The following is an 18094-nucleotide window of genomic DNA, read 5'->3' as shown; positions in this document are numbered from 1 at the left end:
CCTCAGTACGGTGAGGAAACAAGCGCCGACTCGCGGCGCAGTTTGTCGCCGGCGGGGTTGACCGCCTCGCGCATAAAACCGAAACCGGTGCGGCGGTCGAGCCTGAACAAGGTGTTGGTGACGTAGACGTCATCGCGCACGCCGACTACCTCTACCACTTCACTGACACAGCGGCGGCCGTCGGGCATACGGGTGAGCTGGATCACCACGTCCAGCGCGGCGCAAATCATCTGGCGCAACGTCTTTTCGGCGATGGTGCGGCCGGTCAGGCCGACCAGTGTTTCCAGGCGCAGCAGCGCATCCTGGGCATTGTTGGCGTGCACGGTGCTCATCGAACCGTCGTGGCCGGTGTTCATGGCGGTGAGGACGTCGAGCACTTCGACGCCGCGAATTTCACCGAGGATGATCCGGTCTGGGCGCATCCGCAGGGCGTTGCGGATCAGGTCGCTGGACTTCACTTCGCCATGGCCCTCGGCATTCGGCGGCCGGGTTTCGAGGCGCACGACGTGCGGGTGGCCCAGTTGCAGTTCGGCGACGTCTTCGATGGTGACGAGGCGTTCGTGCGGGTTGATCAACTGGCTGAGGATGTTCAGCAGCGTGGTTTTGCCGGTGCCGGTGCCGCCGCTGATCAGGATGTTGCAGCGCTTGCCCACGGCTTCCTGAATAAAGTCGAAGATCGCCTGATCAATGGTTTGCATCGCCATCAGGTCGTTGCTTTTGAGCATGTCCTTGCGGAATTTCCGAATCGACAGGCATGGGCCGTCCAAGGCAATCGGCGGAATGATCGCGTTGACCCGGCTGCCATCGGGCAGGCGCGCATCGACCATCGGCGAGGACTCATCGAGCCGTCGGCCGAGGGGGGCGAGGATGCGTTGCATGACGCGTTCGACGTGGTGTGAGTCGATGAAGCGCAAGTCACTTTGATGCAACACACCGTCGCGTTCGATGAACACCCGGTGTGGTCCGTTGACCAGGATCTCGGTCACGGACGGGTCACGCAGCAGCACTTCCAGCGGGCCGAAACCGGTGAGTTCGTCGACCAGTTCTTCGGCGAGGCGCTCCATTTCATAGCGGGAAATCGCCAAGTGCAGCCGGGCAATGTATTCGGCAACCTTGTCGATGACGAACTGCGACAGCGCCGGCCGCGACCCTTCCAGCAAGTTTTTTCCGGACTCTTCGATGGCGTCGATGATGTAGCGGTGCAACACCAGTTTCAGGCCTTCGTTGTCGGTGTTGCCGGCCTGCGTGCGCGCCGGGGCGCCGAAAAGTTTTTCCGTGCTCATTGCGCACCCCTCAGCCGGTTGAACCAGCCGGTCTTGGGTTTTGCCAGGCCTTCGGAGCGTTTGGCCAGGCGTTCGCCGAGGGTGCGCAGGCTTTGGGTCAGGCCTTCACGCGGGGCGAGATCGAACAGGCTCACGCCCTGGTTTTTCGCATTCAGGCGCACTTCCGGGCTGAAGGCCAGCATCGCGAAGACTTCCATGCCAAAGCTTTTTCCCAGAGTGTCGGCGTCGGGTGCGACATTGCGCAGGTAGCGGTCGATCAGCAGTCGCGCGTGATCGAGCTTCATGCCTTTTTCGCGCCACAGGTTGAGCACCGCGAGGTTGCGCCGACAGTCGAGCACGTTCTGATCGGTGTACCACAGCAGCTTGTCGCAATGACTGACAAAGGTGCGCAGTGCTTCGCTGTCCGGCTGGCCGGTGAGGTTCACCACGATGTGCTGGAAATGTTGGCGCAGGGCGCTGAGCAGCATGTACAACTCGGCGGCGCTGGTGCGCTCCAGTGGTTCATCGTGGTTGGCGTAGGCGAGTATCCGCAGTCCCGTCTCATTGCTGGTGAATGCGCTGTCGATCAGCGTGGCGTCGAGGCGCCGCAAATGCCGCACGGCGTCACCGAAATGAAACGAACTCTCCAGCCCGAGCAACGCCAGGCTGTCACCGCGTGGCAAACCCAGGTCCAGCAGCAAGGTTTGCTGACCGCTTTTCTGCACCACTTGCGCCATGTGGTTGGCGATCAGCGCACCGTCGGCGTTGGTCTGCGCACCGTAGAGCACGGTCAGGCCACCGAGCTGGGTGCTCGGCGCCACCGTTGGCAGGCGTTTACCGAGACGACGCACCAGCCCTGAAACTTCGCTGGAGCGCGAGCCATAGGCGACAAAGTCCCGCGCTCCGGCACGCATCGCATTCAGCACAAGCTGATTGTCCATGCCATCGCCCAGGGCCACGATCGCCAGCATCGGCTTGGCTTCCAGTGCGCCTTCGATCAGCGCGCTTTGCGCCACCACATGTTCGCGGTCCAGCCCGACGAACACCAGGCTGGCGAAGGTGACGTCCACCAGTGCCAACAGTTCGTCGAGGCTGCCGCCGCCGGCGCTGACCACCTGGCCCAACGGCGCGAGGGCGCCTTGCAGCCACTCAAGGTCGGTGTCGTTACGCGTGATCGCGAGGAAGGTCTGGCTCAGGTTCTGGCTCATTGCGATAACCCGCTGCGTTTATCGAAGTTGCCGTCTTCGAGGAAGAACATGCGATAGAAACCGGGGTCGTAGTTGCGCAGCTGTTCACCGGGCAACGACGGCAGCGGCGCATTGACGGCCAGCGGTTGAACCAGGTGCGGGGTGACGATCATCAGCAGCTCACGCTCTTCGCGCCTGATCGATGAACTACGAAAAAAGGCGCCGAGGACCGGGATATCCCCCAGTCCCGGAAACTTGTCGACCTGTGATGTGTTTTGCGTGCTGATCAAACCGCTGATGACAAAACTCTCGCCATCGGCCAGGGAGATGCTGGTGTCGGTGCGGCGAATGGTGAACGCAGGAACCGTGGTGCCACCAATGGTGACGGCGTTGGCGAAATCCAGCTCGCTGACTTCCGGCGCCACTTTCAGGGCGATGCGATCGTTGCTGACCACGGTCGGCGTGAGCGTCAGGCGAATCCCGAATTCCTTGTACTCGATGGAGTAGCTGTTGCTGTTGGCACTCGGCACCGGGATCGGGATTTCGCCGCCGGCGAGAAAACTCGCGCTCTGCCCGCTGATCGCCACCAGGCTCGGCCGCGCCAGGGTATAGGCAAACCCGCTGCCTTCCAGGGCGTTGATGATCGCCAGGAAGTTACCGCCACCAGCGACGATGTTGAACATGTCATTGGCCAGCGGAATGCTTGGCACGGCGATCCGCGGGTCGAGGTTGCGCAATGGCAGCACTCGCGGGGTCACGGCGGTGTTCGGCACGGTGCCGGGGGAGCCAAAAAGGAAATTCGAGCTTTTGCCGTAGATCGAGGTGCTGGCCTCTTTCAGTTTGGTCCGGCTGACCTCGACGAAGCGAATGTCGGTCTGCACTTGCGACGGTAGCAACGGGTCCTGGGAGGGCAGGGAGGCTGCGCCGGTCATGGCCGCCGTGGCCCGGCCCTTGACGAACACCATGCTTTGACGCGGGGCGCTGGCGCAGGCAGTCCAGACCATCAGACTGGTGGCGCCGGGCGCCATGCCAGTGAGCAAAAAGGCCTGGTTGCCGTTGACCCGCACATCAGCAATTTTCGGGTCACCCACGGCCAGCCGCGTAATCGCCACGGGTGATTGCACTTCCTGCTGCAAGCCTTCGCCGACTTCCAGTGTCGCCGGCAATTGGCCGAGGGCGGCGCAGTTACCGCTAGCCGCAAAGGTCGCCGTGAGTGGCACGCTACTCAGCAGCGAGCCCCACAGCAGGCCTTGAAACATGAACATGGTACTTCTGCGCATGTAGATGCGTCCTTGCTCAATTCAGGGAGTTTGTTGAGTGAGTTGATTGCCGCGAATGACTTCCACACCTTTTTTCTGCGGCGCGGGACTGGCACCGAGGGTGAGGGGTTTGGGGGTGCCGACGAGGGCCAGTTGACTGAATTGCACGAGGTCGCGATTGGCGCTGGCGAGAGGGGTCGACGAAGTGCTTTCACCAGCCCAGTAATGCGCCAGGCGTTTTTCTTCGGCGCTGCGCACGGCCAGACGCAACGTGCCGGCCTGGGCGGCGAGTGTCAGGCGACTCAGCAAAGGTTCGGGGACGGCGAGCAACACCGAGCGGGCGCTGGCACGCAGTTGGTCCTGCTTGAGTTGTTCTTCAGGGCTGCGCGCCGGGTTGGCGGGGCGCCCGTCGTTGGTCAGCCCCAGCTGTTCGCCGACCCCGAGAACGCGTAACGCCGGGACTACCACTTGGGCTGACTGTTGAGTGTTGTTGGCGTCGACGCGCAGGAACAGCATCACGTCGACATAATCGCCTGGGCTCAGTTGGCCGCCGGCGTTGGTCACTTCATCCACGGCCACGGCAAACGCGCGTTCATTCGGACGGATCATCCGTGCCAGCGAGCTGCCGGCCTCGAAGCTTTGATCGTTAAGCCAGGTGCCGGCGGTGAGGGCGTGCCACGGCGTGCGGCCAATCGCCTGCTCAAGCGTGGTCAAACTGCCGGCCGGGGCGGTACGCAGTTTTTCTAGGGTGACGTCGGCCGCGGTGATTTGAACGAAGGGGGCTACGTCGTGCAGCAGGACCACCACCGGTTGGCGCGTGGGGTCGTCCACTGGCATAGGGGCTGGAGTGGATGGCGCTGTGTTGACGACAGGTTGCGCGGCAGGCTCGGGAGCGGGTTGGCGACTCAGCGCAAGTCCCCAGTAACCGGCAATGATGGCACCCACCAGAAACAATCCGGCCAATCCCAGGGTGACACGGCTGTTCATGAGGGCTCTCCCTTTCCTGCTGCCGATGATCCGTACCGTCTCGAACGAAATAGATTCCCAAAAAAGCATTCAAATACATGGAACTATTTCGCTATTTGAAGGTAGCGCAGCTAGAGCAAAACGCCATTACTGGCTGGCAAAAAAACGAGGAAATGGGGCGTTTGAAAGGCCAAGTCCCATTTTTTGCCGAAAACGGGTGGGGTACTACTTAAGTATTAATACGTTCTTACAGTTGTTGGGTTGGGGAATGCCGACAATGCTGATGCTGGCACAGGGGAATCATGTTGCGGTCGTGCAACACCAGCAGTCTTCAGGAGAAGTCGTCATGTCCTTAAAAAGCGTTGTTCAGCACCTCAAGAGCGAGATCGTTTTCTACTACAACCTGGCCAAAGACACCGAAGGCGCTTCGGGCATCGAGTACGCGATCATCGCGGGTCTTGCGGCAGTGGCTGTGAGCGTTTTCATGGGCACCGTTACGGATATTTATGCTTCGCTTACCACCAGTATCAAAGCTGTACTGCCTTGATGATTGCTGTTTGCCAACTAGCCTGAGTGGTTCTAACGTTATCGCCAGGTCCATTGCAGGAAGCCCTCATGAATGCGCCCGCACACCCACGCCAACAGCTGCTCCTGGTCGATGACGAGGAGGACGCGTTGATGGAACTGGCGGAGTTGCTGGAAGGGGAGGGTTTTTGCTGTTTTACCGCAACCTCGGTCAAGCTCGCCTTGCAGCACCTGACCCGGCATCCGGACATTGCCTTGGTAATCACGGATCTGCGCATGCCTGAGGAAAGCGGCATGTCATTGATCAGGCGCTTGCGCGAACACACCTCGCGTCAGCATTTGCCGGTGATCGTCACGTCGGGGCATGCGGACATGGAAGACGTCAGCGACATGCTGCGCTTGCAGGTGCTCGACCTGTTTCGCAAGCCGATTTATCACGTTCGGTTGTTGGAGACGCTGGATAACCTGTTTCCGCAGCCTCTGGTTCAGTCTTAGTCTGGACGACCACCATCGCGAGCAGACTCGTTCCCACAGGTGATTTGCGCATCAACACAAATGCCCTGGGGGAACGAGCCTGCTCGCGATCGCCATTTCACATTTGCCAAAGATTTTTACCCGGCATCAAGCCACCGGCCGCCAATGCCCGACCATGTGCTCAAGATCCCCAGCCCCTACCAACCGAAAATCCCCACTGGACCCCGCCGCACTCGCCAGCAATGTCACCTCACTGGGCAGCCGCACCGGCTTGCGAAACTGCACGGCCATCTCGATGTTCGCTGTCGGCAGGTGATCAGCCAGCGCCGCCAACGTGCGCGCCTTGTTCCATAAGCCGTGGGCAATGGCGGTCGGGAAACCAAACAGTTTCGCGCTGACGGCACTCAAGTGAATCGGGTTGTAATCGCCGGACACCTTGGCGTACTGACGACCAATGTCGGCCGGCGCTTTCCAGCGGGTCACTTCGATCATCTCCAACGTCGGGGCCAATACCTGTTCGACCGGTTCGCCGTCCAGTTTGACGCCCCGGCAGAGCATCTGGCTTTGTGCTTCCCAGAGCGTTCCCAATGGGTCATCCAGCGTGGTCAGCAGATCGAACGTCGCACCCTTGGCATGGGGTTGCAGATTCTGCACCTGCACGCTGACGCGTACCCGATTCACGCCGCCCATGGGTCGCAACACGCGAATGCGGTTACTCAGGTGAATCAGCCCCAGCAGGGGAAACGGAAACGCGTCGGCCGTGAGCAATTGCATCTGCAAGGCGAATGCGAGGATGTGCGGGTAGGTCGGTGGCAGCAAACCGTTGTCGGCAAATCCGCAGACGTTGCGATACGCCGCCAGGCGTTTGGGATCGACATTGACCCAGCAGTGCAACCCGGTGTCGGGCAAGGTGGTGCCAGTGATTTTGCGTCGCGTCGCCGCACGCATGTATAACGCCGGCAGGCTCGGTTCGCGGTTGAGTGTGTGCCAGTCGGTGATCATCACTAGGCCCCCAGAACACTTTGTCCACAGACTCGCAACGCCTGGCCGGTGAACGCGCCGCTGCCCGGTTGCGCCAGCCACGCCACGGCTTCGGCCACGTCCTGCGGCAGGCCGCCCTGACCGAGCGAACTCATGCGCCGGCCCGCTTCGCGCAAGCCAAACGGAATGTGCGCGGTCATCTGCGTTTCAATAAACCCTGGCGCGACCGCGTTGATGCTGATGCCGCGCTGGTCCAGCAACGGCGCCCACGCTTGTGCCAGGCCAATCAGCCCGGCCTTGCTCGCCGCATAATTGGTCTGCCCGCGATTGCCGGCGATGCCGCTGATCGAGGCCAGCAAAATCACCCGGCCGTTTTCGCGCAGGGTGCCGCTGTCGAGCAGGGCCTTGGTCAGCACTTGCGGCGCATTGAGATTGACCGCGAGCACCGCGTCCCAGAATTCCGGGGTCATGTTGGCCAGGGTTTTGTCGCGAGTGATCCCCGCGTTGTGCACCACGATGTCGACGCCGTCGGGCAGGTGTGCGATCAACTGTGCAGCGGCGTCTTCGGCGCAAATGTCGAGGGTGATGCTGCGCCCGCCGAGGCGCGCGGCGAGGGCGTCGAGATCGGTTTTGGCCGGTGGCACGTCGAGCAGAATCACCTCGGCGCCGTCACGGGCCAGCGTTTCGGCAATCGAGGCGCCAATGCCACGCGCCGCACCGGTCACCAACGCCTTGCGTCCGGCCAGCGGTCGCGTCCAGTCCTGAACGGGCGTGGCGCACGCTTTCAAGCGAATCACTTGCCCGGACACAAACGCACTTTTCGGCGAGAGGAAAAACCTCAGCGGTCCTTCCAGTTGATCGTCCGCACCGTCGCCCACATAGATCAACTGCAAGGTGCCGCCGCTGCGCAGTTCCTTGGCCAGCGAACGGCTGAACCCTTCCAGTGCGCGCTGGGCACTGGCGGCGAACGGGTCGCTCAAGGTCTCCGGCGCACGGCCCAGAATCACCAGGTGCGCGCTGTGATCGAGGTTTTTCATCAGCGGCTGAAAGAATTCGCGCAGCTGTTTGAGTTGATCGGTCTGCACCAAGTGAGTGGCGTCGAACACCACGGCTTTGAGTTTCGGGCCGTGGCCGGGAATCCACGCGGTGGCGAGGGACGGCTCGGTGCCATAGCTGTAGATCGTGTCGGTCAGGCGGTTGGCGAAGGCGCTGACGTTGTCCGCCAACGGGCCGCCGCCAATCAACAGCGCCCCTTCGACAGGCCGCAACCGGCCGGCCTGCCAGCGCTCCAGGCGGACCGGCGACGGCAAACCCAAGGCCCCGACCAGGCGATGGCCGATGGACGAATTGGCGAAGTCGATATAACGGTCTGACATGGAACGTGCTCCGGCGGCTGAGGTTCAAAGTGTGGACCACGAATGGCAATCAGTCGTTCGATCCACGAGATAAGGCCTACGCTTGAACATTGCAGAGTAGTTGGAGCTTGGGTTTAGCAGAACTTGCGGGGGAATGCAGAACCTGTGCGGGGTCCCCTCGCCACAGGGCTCGCTCCTACAGAGGGCCGGGTTTCAATTTAAATAATTTACAAGGAGCTTTTCATGACTCAGCTGCGCCGCGTCGCGATTATCGGCGGTAACCGGATTCCTTTCGCCCGCTCCAACGGGGCGTATGCCACCGCCAGTAACCAGGCGATGCTCACCGCCGCGCTCGAAGGCTTGATCGAACGCTACAACCTGCACGGCCTGCGCCTGGGCGAAGTGGTCGCGGGGGCGGTGCTCAAACTGTCGCGGGACATGAACCTGACCCGCGAATGCGTGCTCGGCTCCCGGCTGTCGCCGCAAACGCCTGCCTATGACATTCAACAAGCGTGCGGCACCGGACTGGAGGCGGCGTTGCTGGTGGCGAACAAGATTGCCTTGGGGCAGATCGATTGCGGCATTGCCGGCGGCGTCGATACCACTTCGGATGCGCCGATCAGCGTCAGCGAAGGCCTGCGCAAGATTTTGCTGCAAGCCAACCGCGCCAAAACCACCGGCGACAAGCTGAAAACTTTCCTGCAATTGCGCCCCCGGCACCTGATTCCGGAATTTCCGCGCAACGGCGAACCCCGCACCGGTTTGTCCATGGGCGAGCATTGCGAGCTGATGGCGCAGACCTGGAACATCCCCCGCGAAGAGCAGGATCTACTGGCGCTGGAAAGCCATCACCATCTGGCCGCGTCCTACGCCGAAGGCTGGCACAACGACCTGATGACGCCGTTCCTCGGACTGACCCGCGACAACAACCTGCGCCCGGACCTGTCCCTGGAGCAGCTCGCCAAGCTGAAACCCGCCTTCGAGAAAAGCGCCAAGGGCACGATGACGGCCGGCAACTCGACGCCCCTTACCGACGGTGCGTCGCTGGTGTTGCTGGGCAGTGAGGAATGGGCGAAGGAACGCGGTCTGCCGATCCTCGCGTACCTGCGTGACGGCGAAGCGGCGGCGGTGGACTTCGTCAACGGTGCCGAAGGTCTGTTGATGGCGCCGGTGTACGCGGTGCCAAGATTGCTGGCGCGCAATGGCCTGACCTTGCAGGATTTCGATTACTACGAAATCCACGAAGCCTTCGCCGCGCAAGTGCTCTGCACGTTGAAGGCCTGGGAAGATCCGGAGTATTGCAAAACCCGTCTGGGGCTTGATGCGCCGTTGGGCTCAATTGATCGCAGCCGCCTCAACGTCAAAGGCAGTTCACTGGCGGCCGGCCATCCGTTTGCGGCGACGGGCGGGCGCATCGTCGCCAACCTCGCGAAGTTGCTGGACGCGGCGGGCAAGGGGCGGGGGTTGATCTCGATCTGTGCGGCGGGCGGCCAAGGTGTCACCGCCATAATCGAACGCTGACACTGTCCCCACAGGGAATGTATTTGTAGGAATTGATGACTTGGCCTACTGTCGCCCCATCAGCCGTCATGCGACATAAGGCCCCTCTATGACGTCCAACGGACAACTGTCCCTCGAACGAACAATTCCGACGCTGTCGACGTTACCCCGTCCGCTATTCGCCCGGGTAGAAAGTCTCAACGCCGGTTCCTGGACACCCCCGCATCGCCACGACTGGGTGCAGTTTTCCTACGCCATCAGTGGCGTTCTCGGTGTGCACACCGCCGAAGGCAGTTTCTATGCGCCGCCGCAGTGGGGCATCTGGATTCCGGCGGACCTTGAACATCAAGTCGTGACCTCGATGCGCGCTGAAATGCGCAGCCTGTATGTGCGTCGCGAAGATTGCGAGTGGGCGGACGGGCGCTGCCGGGTGCTGGAAGTCACGCCGTTGGCGCGGGAGCTGATCAAGCGCTTTTGCTTGCTGCCCGTGGAATATCCACAGGGCGACAGCCAGGAAGCGCGGTTGGTGGGGGTGTTGCTGGATCAGTTAGCGAACTTGCCGGAGGTGGGTTTTTCCCTGCCGCTGCCACGGCATGAGCGGTTGCTGGGGTTGTGCAATGAGTTGATTGAAAGCCCTGAGCAGAACGTGACGTTGCAAGCGTGGGCGGAGCGCTTGGGTACGTCGGAGAAGACGTTGATGCGCCTGTTTCAGCGTGAGACGGGTTTGAGCTTTCGCGGCTGGCGACAACGGATGCGGCTGTTGTCTTCGTTGAGTTTGCTGGAGGAGGGCGACAGCGTGACCAATGCCGCGCTGGCGTGTGGGTATGACTCGACATCGGCGTTTATTGCGGCGTTCAAAAGCCTGTTCGGGATTACCCCCGGCGAACTCTTCAAGCAATAACACCGCAGGTCGAGTGTGGGAGCGAGCAAGCCCGCTCCCACATTTTATGTGCGGTGTTTATGAGATCAGGTTTTGAAGCGTCGAACCAACCCGTCCAGTTCATTCGAAAGCCCGGCGAGGCTCTGCGAATCCAGACGCGCCGAGTTCGCCAGATCCGCGACCAATTGCGCATCGCCATGGATCTGGCTGATGTGCCGGTTGATGTCTTCAGCCACGTGATGCTGTTCTTCGGCCGCCGTCGCGATCTGCGTGTTCATGTCGCGGATGACGTCCACCGATTCACGAATCAGCCCGAAGCTGTTGCGCGCTTCGCCGATGCGGGTCACCGACTGCTGGGACACTTCCAGGCTCGCGTGCATTTGTTGAGTCACCTGGCTGGTGCGCTTGGCGAGGTTGCCGAGCAGGCCGTCGATTTCTGCCGTGGAATCCGCTGTGCGCTTGGCTAGCGCGCGTACTTCGTCAGCCACCACCGCAAACCCGCGACCTTGCTCGCCGGCACGTGCCGCTTCAATGGCCGCGTTCAGCGCCAGCAGGTTGGTCTGTTCGGCGATCGAACGAATGGTTCCCAGAATCGACTGAATGTCGTTGCTGTCGCGCTCCAATTGCTGCATCGACTGCGCCGATTGTTCGATTTCCTGGCTCAAGCGATCAACGCTGCTCACCGCCGCATCAATCTGCTGCTGGCCTTCGCGAGCCTGACGCTGGCCACTGTCGGCAGAGTCCGCCGCCTGGCTGCAAGAGCGCGCGACTTCGTTGGCGGTAGCAACCATTTCGTGGAACGCCGTGGACACCATGTCCACCGCTTCACGCTGGCGCCCGGCGGCTTCGGCCATGTCGTTGGAGACCTGGGTCGAGCTTTTGGACGTGGCGAGAATCTTGGTCGCGGCGCCGCCAATGCTTTGGATCAGGTTGCGAATCGCCGTCAAAAACTGGTTGAACCAACTGGCCAGTTGCGCGGTTTCGTCGCTGCCACGGATTTCCAGGTTCTTGGTCAGGTCGCCTTCGCCTTGCGCGATGCCTTCCAGACCGCTGGCCACGCTGCGGATCGGGCGCACGATGACGCTGGCGAAACTGGCGCCGAGGATGGCGAAGAACACGGCCAGTACGGCGGCGATGATCGCGATCAGCCAGGTCAATTGAGTGGCCGAGCTCATCACGTCGTTTTGCTTGATCAGGCCGATAAAGGTCCAGCCCAGTTGCTCCGACGGCCAGACGTTGGCCATGTAGCGTTCGCCGTTGAGCTCGACTTCCACCAGGCCTTTGCCTGCCTTGGCCAGCTGCGCGTAACCCTCGCCGAGGCTGCTCAGTGGCTTGAAATTGTGTTCCGGTCGCTTCGGGTCGACCAGGACCATGCCGGTGTTTTCCAGCAACATCAGGTAGCCGGTTTCGCCGAGCTTGATCTGTTTGACGATCTCGGTGAGCTGCTTGAGCGTCACGTCGATACTGACCACGCCGCCGTTAGTGCCCAATTTGTTGTCGATGGTGCGCACGGTGCTGACGTAAGTCGCGTCGTCCTGTGCCCAATAGTAGGCCTCGGTGCGAAACGGCTTGCCCGGTTTGGCCTGGGCCGCTTTGTACCAGGGGCGCTGGCGCGGGTCGTAGTTGTTCAGCTTCGCGTCGTCCGGCCACGACACATAACCACCGGCCGCGGTGCCGAGAATGGCGTAGGCGTAGGACGGGTGACTGTTGCCCAGGTCCTGCAGGAGGCCGAAGACTTTTTTGTCCATCTCGCCTTGCGGAATGCTCTCGGCGTTGGCGCTCATGTAGGTCTTGAGGCTGTCGTCGGAGTTCTTGATCAGCGGTTGTTTGGCCAGGTAATCGACGTTCTGGCTGATGCCATCGAAAAACAGCTGCATGGCATTGCTGACCTGACGAATCTCGCGGCCGCTGCCGTCGACGAAACTTTCCTTGGCATCACTGCGCAAGTTCATCACAACCAGGGTGGCGACCAGTACCACGGGCAAGCAGGCGATGATTGCAAACGCCCAGGTCAACTTTTGTTTGATGTTCATCCGCGCTCCAGATTTTCTTGTAGGCCCACGCAGTGCAGATGACTCGCGGAATATTGGCAGCCGAAAACGTTGTTTTGGTTGTCGCGTCCGTGAGTGCGCCGTCGTTTTTATGTAGGAACGATTGTCGGACAAATACCTTTTGTCACTGAGGACTTCGGCAGCTGACGGGGGAAATTGAGGACTCTTTGGAAAAATCCTACAAAGGGTATGAATATGGATGTCAGCGTCTGTCGTAAATGCCCTCCAAACCCTTCGTCTACAGGTGTCACTGGCTCAGCTATGATCTGCGGCGGTCATTGACGACCGGCGGCGGATGAGCGATTAATCCGGCACATTGTGTGCATCACGACGTTCATAGGTCGGCAACCCCTCCCCCGAACGAGTGGATTGCCGTATAACGAATGACTTTCGCGTGTTTGGTAATAAAGGACCCACAATAAAAGCTGATGAAGACTCCAAAACGCATTGAACCCCTGATCGAGGACGGTCTGGTCGACGAGGTGCTGCGCCCACTCATGAGTGGTAAAGAAGCAGCTGTTTATGTGGTGCGCTGCGGCAACGAGTTACGTTGCGCGAAGGTTTACAAGGAGGCGAATAAACGTAGTTTCCGTCAAGCGGCCGAGTATCAGGAAGGCCGCAAGGTGCGCAACAGCCGTCAGGCTCGGGCGATGGCCAAGGGCTCCAAGTTCGGCAAGAAAGAAACCGAAGACGCCTGGCAGAACGCTGAAGTGGCGGCCCTGTTCCGTCTGGCCGGTGCCGGTGTGCGGGTGCCCAAGCCGTATGACTTCCTCGAAGGCGTATTGCTGATGGAGCTGGTGGCCGATGAATACGGCGATGCCGCCCCGCGTCTGAACGACGTGGTGCTGGAACCGGACCAGGCCCGTGAATATCACGCGTTCCTGATCTCGCAGATTGTGCTGATGTTGTGTACCGGTCTGGTGCACGGTGACCTGTCGGAGTTCAACGTGCTGTTGACCCCGGACGGCCCGGTCATCATCGACTTGCCTCAGGCGGTGGATGCGGCGGGTAATAACCACGCGTTCAACATGCTGGAGCGGGACGTGGGCAACATGGCGTCCTACTTCGGGCGGTTTGCGCCGGAGTTGAAAAAGACCAAATACGCCAAGGAAATGTGGGCATTGTACGAAGCCGGTACCTTGCACCCGGCCAGTGTCTTGACCGGCGAGTTCGACGAGCCGGAAGAGTTGGCCGACGTCGGCGGGGTCATTCGTGAAATCGAGGCCGCACGACTGGACGAAGAGCGTAAGCAAGCGATCCGCGCTGCCGACGATGCGCCACCGAGCAAGGCCGAAGAACCGCCTCCACCGTGGATGCAGTGATGGGCTAAACAGAAACCCGGCTTCGGCCGGGTTTTTTGTAGTGCCCCGAATTTTCCAAACACTCATAACTACTGTGGGAGCGAGCTTGCTCGCGATAGCGGACTGTCAGGCGACAATGATGTTGAATGGGACGGCCTCATCGCGAGCAAGCTCGCTCCCACATTGGGCTTTCGGTGTAGCTGAGTTTTGGGTTTCCCGGACTTCCCACACTCAAGGATTGAATGTGAACGCCTCCACCCGCAACGCCCGACTGATCATCGCCGCCCGTCTGGTTTCGGACTTTGGCGCCTTCCTCAATATGGTCGCCCTGGCCACTTACGTTTACCTGCTCAGCAACAGCGCCATGAGTGTCGGCATTTTCCTCGCCAGCCGTGTCGGCGGAGGGATTTTCGCCAGTCTGATCGGCACCGCGTTCTATCGTCGTTGGGGGAGGGCGCATGCCATTGATCGCCTTCGACCTGCTGCGTGCAGGTTTGCTCGGCTTGTTGCTGGTGCTGCCGGTTGATCAACAGGCGCTGCTACTCCCCGTCATCGCATTCGGTCTGGGCTTCGGCAACTCGATGTTTGCCATCGGCCTGAACAGTCAACTGCCGCACTTGATCGATGGCGAACACTTGCTCAAGACCAATGCCTGGATCACCTCCGCATCGTCGGCCGCGATGGTCGGCGGCAGTCTGGTGGCGGGGCTATTGGTGGCGGCGTTTGGGTTTGAAACGGTGTTTGCGCTGAATGTGGTGACGTATCTGTTGGCGGCGTTGTTCATCCTGCCGCTGCGCTTTTCCGTCCCGGTGGCCAGAGATGAATCGGCCCACAAGGGCGGCGAATGGCCGGCCCTGCGCCAAGGGTTGCGCAGCGCACCGGTCGTGGCCGCGATGCTCGCGGTCACCATGGCCGACACCCTTGGCAGTGCCGCGCACAACGTGGGGTTGCCCATCGTTTCCAAACTACTGACCCCCGAATCCGCCAGCACCACGCTGGGCCTGGCGCTGGCGGTTTGGGCCGGCGGCAAACTGATCGGCGCGCGAATCGCCAGTCGCCTGAAAGGCTCGGACAACGTCAATCTGGAGCGGCGATTTTTCTTCAGCGTGTTGCTGATGTCCTGCGGCTTCATCCTGATGTTTCAGCAGCAGACGCTTTACGGTTTGCTGCTGTTCTCGTTGCCGGCGGGGTTGGGGGACGGTTTCTCGGAAGTCGGCCTGATGTCGCGCCTGCAACGTGAACCGGACAGTCTGCGTTTGCCGATTTTCAGCCTCCTGACCCTGCTGCAAATGACCGGCTTCGGCGTCGGCATGTTGATCGCCGCGCCGTTTTATTCGTGGTGGACGCCGGGTGCGGTGGTGTTGCTGTTCCACGGCATTCCCCTCACCACGTTGCTGGTGGTGAAGGGCCTGGCGATCAGGAGCGAACAGGTTCGGCGCAGCAGCCCGACGCCAGGTTCTTGAGGATCGGGCAGTCAGGGCGATGGTCGCCCTGGCAATGCTCGACCAGGTCTTGCAGGGTATCGCGCAACTGGCCGAGTTCGCGGATCTTCTGGTTCAGTTCGTCGATGTGCTGACGGGCCAGGGCCTTCACGTCGGCGCTGGCGCGATGGCGGTCCTGCCAGAGGGTCAGCAGCTTGCCGACCTCTTCCAGGGAAAACCCCAAGTCCCGGGAACGCTTGATAAAGGCCAGCGTGTGCAGGTCATCGGCGCCATAAACCCGATAGCCGCTGTCGGTGCGATGAGCGGCCTTGAGCAGGCCGATGGACTCGTAGTAACGGATCATCTTTGCGCTCAGGCCGCTTTGACGGGCTGCTTGACCGATGTTCATCAATTGTCCTCCAGGTCCTTGGGCTTCCAGGTTTTCAACAGTAACGCATTGCTCACCACGCTGACGCTCGACAACGCCATGGCCGCCCCGGCCAGCACCGGGTTGAGGAAACCGAACGCCGCCAGCGGAATGCCGATCAGGTTATAGACGAACGCCCAGAACAGATTCTGCCGGATCTTCGCGTAGGTCTTGCGGCTGATCTCCAGCGCCGCCGGCACCAGCCGTGGATCGCCACGCATCAGCGTGATCCCGGCCGCGTGCATGGCCACGTCGGTGCCGCCACCCATGGCGATGCCGATGTCCGCCGCCGCCAGCGCCGGAGCGTCGTTGATGCCATCGCCGACCATCGCCACCACGCCGGTTTTTTTCAGTTCGGCAACGGTGGCGGCTTTGTCGGCGGGCAGCACTTCGGCATGCACGTCGGTGATGCCCAGCGCCTCGGCGACGACTTTGGCACTGCCACGGTTGTCACCGGTCAGCAGGTGGCTGCTGATGTGTCGTGCGCTGAGCTGTTGCACGGCTTGCAGGGCGCCGGGTTTGAGGGTGTCACCGAAGGCAAAGAGGCCGAGCACTGTCGGTTCAGGGCTTTGCTCGATCAGCCAGGACAGGGTTCGGCCTTCGGTTTCCCAGGCAGTTGCCGAGTCTGCCAATGAACCGGCGTTTAAAGCACTCTCTTCCAATAGACGACGATTGCCCAATGCCAGTCGACGACCCTCAAGCGTGCCGGCGATGCCTCGACCTGTCAGCGATTGGCTGTCGCTGACATCCGCCACGCTTAAACCGCGTTCGGCGCAGGCGTCCAACACGGCTTTGGCCAACGGGTGTTCGCTGCCCCGTTGCAGCGCGCCGGCCATTTGCAGCAGGGCGGCTTCGTCACTGTCGATGGCCGTCAAATGCGCAATGCGCGGTGCGCCCGAGGTCAGTGTGCCGGTCTTGTCGAACACCACCGCGCTGACTTCGTGCGCGCGTTCCAGCGCTTCGGCGTCTTTGATCAGAATCCCGTGACGTGCGGCCACGCCGGTCCCGGCCATGATTGCAGTCGGTGTGGCCAGCCCCAGGGCGCACGGGCAGGCGATCACCAACACCGCAACGGCATTGATTAATGCAGTTTCAATCGGCGCGCCGTACAGCCACCAGCCGATGAACGTCGCTAACGCGATCAGCAGAACAGTGGGCACGAACACCTGACTGACTTTATCCACCAGTTTCTGGATCGGTGCCTTGGCGGCCTGGGCGTCTTCGACCAGACGAATGATGCGCGCCAACACGGTTTCCGCGCCCAAGGCCTGGGTGCGCACCAACAATCGGCCTTCACCATTGATCGCGCCGCCGGTCACCTTGTCCCCCGGTTGCTTGGGCACCGGCAGGCTTTCACCGCTGATCAGCGCTTCGTCCGCGTGGCTCTGACCTTCGACCACTTCGCCGTCCACCGGGAAGCGTTCACCGGGTTTGACCATGACCAGGTCATTAAGGCGAAGGGCACTGATGGCGACGTCTCGCTCGCGCCCCTCGATCACCTGAATCGCCCGCTCCGGACGCAAGGCTTCGAGGGCGCGAATGGCGCTGGCGGTCTGGCGCTTGGCGCGGCTTTCCAGGTATTTGCCGAGCAGGACCAAGGCAATCACCACGGCCGAGGCTTCGAAATACAAGTGGGGCATACGCCCGGCGGCGGTGGCCCATTCGTAAAGACTCAGGCCGTAACCCGCGCTGGTGCCGAGGGCGACCAGCAAATCCATATTCCCGGCACCGGCGCGCACGGCTTTCCAGGCTGCCACATAAAAACGTGCACCGAAGATGAATTGCACCGGCGTTGCCAGGGCGAATTGTGCCCACGCGGGAAGCATCCAGTGCACGCCGAACGGTTGCAGCAACATCGGCAGCACCAGCGGCAAGGCGAGGAGGAGGGCCATGATCAACGCCCAACGCTCACGGTGCAGGCGCTGTTGTTGAGTGTCGGTGGGTGGGTGTTCGGCTTCCCAGACGCTGGCGGCGTAACCGGCCTTGGCCACTGCGGCGATCAAGGTCTGCGGATCGATCTGGCCGAGCAGTTCGAGGTGGGCGCGTTCGTTGGCCAGGTTGACGCTGACGCTCTGGACCCCCGGCACCTTGGCCAGCGCACGTTCGACCCGGCCGACGCACGAGGCGCAGGTCATGCCGTCGATGCTCAGTTCCAGACTGTGGCGGGGCACGCTGTAACCGGCCTGTTCAACAGCCTCCATCAATGCGGGCAAGCTGTCGCTCGGTGCCTGGACGCGGGCCTGTTCGGTGGCCAGGTTGACGCTGACGGCAGTGGCGCCGATGACTTTGCTCAAGGCGCGTTCGACACGCCCGGCGCAACTGGCGCAGGTCATGCCGGCAATCGGCAGATCGAACGTGGTGGATTCGGACATCGGTCGCGCTCCCTGTAGTAGATGCCTACAGGATCAACCTTGCCATGCGGGCAAGGTCAAGCACCCATCTAAAACTGTAGGAGCGAGCCTGCTCGCGATAGCGGTGGATCAGTCAATATCTCTTTTGCTGACA

Annotated in this window: 13 protein-coding genes and 3 pseudogenes; 6 read left to right on the top strand and 10 right to left on the bottom strand. The window is 61.4% G+C overall.

What is annotated here, in order from left to right; genetic code table 11:
• Positions 1-2: 2 nt before the first annotated feature.
• Genes NL116_RS28720 through cpaB form a run of 4 tightly spaced genes read right to left on the bottom strand, consistent with a single transcriptional unit; the run spans position 3 to position 4695 of the window.
• Positions 3-1283, bottom strand: coding sequence for a TadA family conjugal transfer-associated ATPase (locus NL116_RS28720; RefSeq protein WP_494375010.1), 1281 nt, complete (start codon positions 1281-1283; stop codon positions 3-5).
• Positions 1280-2470: a CpaE/TadZ family protein gene (locus tag NL116_RS28715; RefSeq protein ID WP_494375009.1), complete on the bottom strand. Its 1191-nt coding sequence runs from the start codon at positions 2468-2470 to the stop codon at positions 1280-1282. The genes NL116_RS28720 and NL116_RS28715 overlap by 4 nt, the downstream gene beginning before the upstream one ends.
• The gene (locus NL116_RS28710) at positions 2467-3729 is read right to left on the bottom strand and encodes a type II and III secretion system protein family protein (protein ID WP_494375008.1); all 1263 of its coding nucleotides are present in this window, start codon (positions 3727-3729) and stop codon (positions 2467-2469) included. The genes NL116_RS28715 and NL116_RS28710 overlap by 4 nt, the downstream gene beginning before the upstream one ends.
• 21 nt (positions 3730-3750) lie before the next feature.
• The gene (gene cpaB, locus NL116_RS28705; protein ID WP_494375007.1) at positions 3751-4695 is read right to left on the bottom strand and encodes a Flp pilus assembly protein CpaB; all 945 of its coding nucleotides are present in this window, start codon (positions 4693-4695) and stop codon (positions 3751-3753) included.
• 325 nt (positions 4696-5020) lie between these two features.
• On the opposite strand from cpaB, the gene NL116_RS28700 reads away from it, so the two are divergent.
• Together NL116_RS28700 and NL116_RS28695 are read left to right on the top strand one after the other, a co-directional pair.
• Complete coding sequence (locus NL116_RS28700; protein WP_494378149.1) at positions 5021-5221, top strand: Flp family type IVb pilin; 201 nt, start codon at positions 5021-5023, stop codon at positions 5219-5221.
• A gap of 68 nt (positions 5222-5289) precedes the next feature.
• The gene (locus NL116_RS28695; protein WP_494375006.1) at positions 5290-5694 is read left to right on the top strand and encodes a response regulator; all 405 of its coding nucleotides are present in this window, start codon (positions 5290-5292) and stop codon (positions 5692-5694) included.
• A 126-nt stretch (positions 5695-5820) separates the two neighbouring features.
• Here NL116_RS28695 and NL116_RS28690 read toward each other — a convergent pair whose 3' ends face one another.
• On the bottom strand, positions 5821-6675 hold the full coding sequence (locus tag NL116_RS28690) for a MaoC family dehydratase (RefSeq protein ID WP_494375005.1): 855 nt from the start codon (positions 6673-6675) through the stop codon (positions 5821-5823).
• Between the two features lie 2 nt (positions 6676-6677).
• Positions 6678-8030 carry a 3-oxoacyl-ACP reductase gene (locus NL116_RS28685; protein WP_494375004.1) on the bottom strand — a complete coding sequence of 451 codons (1353 nt, stop codon included), beginning with the start codon at positions 8028-8030 and terminating at the stop codon, positions 6678-6680.
• A 222-nt stretch (positions 8031-8252) separates the two neighbouring features.
• On the opposite strand from NL116_RS28685, the gene NL116_RS28680 reads away from it, so the two are divergent.
• A complete protein-coding gene (locus tag NL116_RS28680; protein ID WP_494375003.1) occupies positions 8253-9530 on the top strand; it encodes an acetyl-CoA C-acetyltransferase in 1278 nt (425 codons plus the stop codon).
• Positions 9531-9618: 88 nt separating this feature from the next.
• Positions 9619-10410 (top strand): AraC family transcriptional regulator, encoded by a 792-nt coding sequence (locus NL116_RS28675; RefSeq protein WP_494375002.1) that lies wholly within the window; start codon positions 9619-9621, stop codon positions 10408-10410.
• 65 nt (positions 10411-10475) lie between these two features.
• Here the strand turns inward: NL116_RS28675 and NL116_RS28670 are convergent.
• Both NL116_RS28670 and NL116_RS28665 read right to left on the bottom strand, forming a co-directional pair.
• Positions 10476-11072, bottom strand: a pseudogene (locus NL116_RS28670) (methyl-accepting chemotaxis protein); the annotation flags it as partial.
• A 309-nt stretch (positions 11073-11381) separates the two neighbouring features.
• Positions 11382-12173, bottom strand: a pseudogene (locus NL116_RS28665) (cache domain-containing protein); the annotation flags it as partial.
• A gap of 695 nt (positions 12174-12868) precedes the next feature.
• Here NL116_RS28665 and NL116_RS28660 point away from each other — a divergent pair.
• Together NL116_RS28660 and NL116_RS28655 are read left to right on the top strand one after the other, a co-directional pair.
• Positions 12869-13762 (top strand): PA4780 family RIO1-like protein kinase, encoded by an 894-nt coding sequence (locus NL116_RS28660; protein ID WP_494375001.1) that lies wholly within the window; start codon positions 12869-12871, stop codon positions 13760-13762.
• A gap of 223 nt (positions 13763-13985) precedes the next feature.
• Positions 13986-15204: pseudogene (locus tag NL116_RS28655) on the top strand (MFS transporter).
• Here NL116_RS28655 and cueR read toward each other — a convergent pair.
• Positions 15158-15571, bottom strand: a complete 414-nt coding sequence (cueR, locus tag NL116_RS28650) for a Cu(I)-responsive transcriptional regulator (RefSeq protein ID WP_494375000.1) — start codon at positions 15569-15571, stop codon at positions 15158-15160. The pseudogene NL116_RS28655 and the gene cueR sit on opposite strands and share 47 nt — an antisense overlap.
• Complete coding sequence (locus NL116_RS28645; protein ID WP_494374999.1) at positions 15571-17961, bottom strand: heavy metal translocating P-type ATPase; 2391 nt, start codon at positions 17959-17961, stop codon at positions 15571-15573. The genes cueR and NL116_RS28645 overlap by 1 nt, the downstream gene beginning before the upstream one ends.
• Positions 17962-18094: the final 133 nt, after the last annotated feature.

This window comes from Pseudomonas sp. FBCC-B1667 (assembly GCF_059133255.1).
Note: the sequence above shows the minus strand (reverse complement) of the source record. Positions and strands in the feature narration are given on the sequence as shown.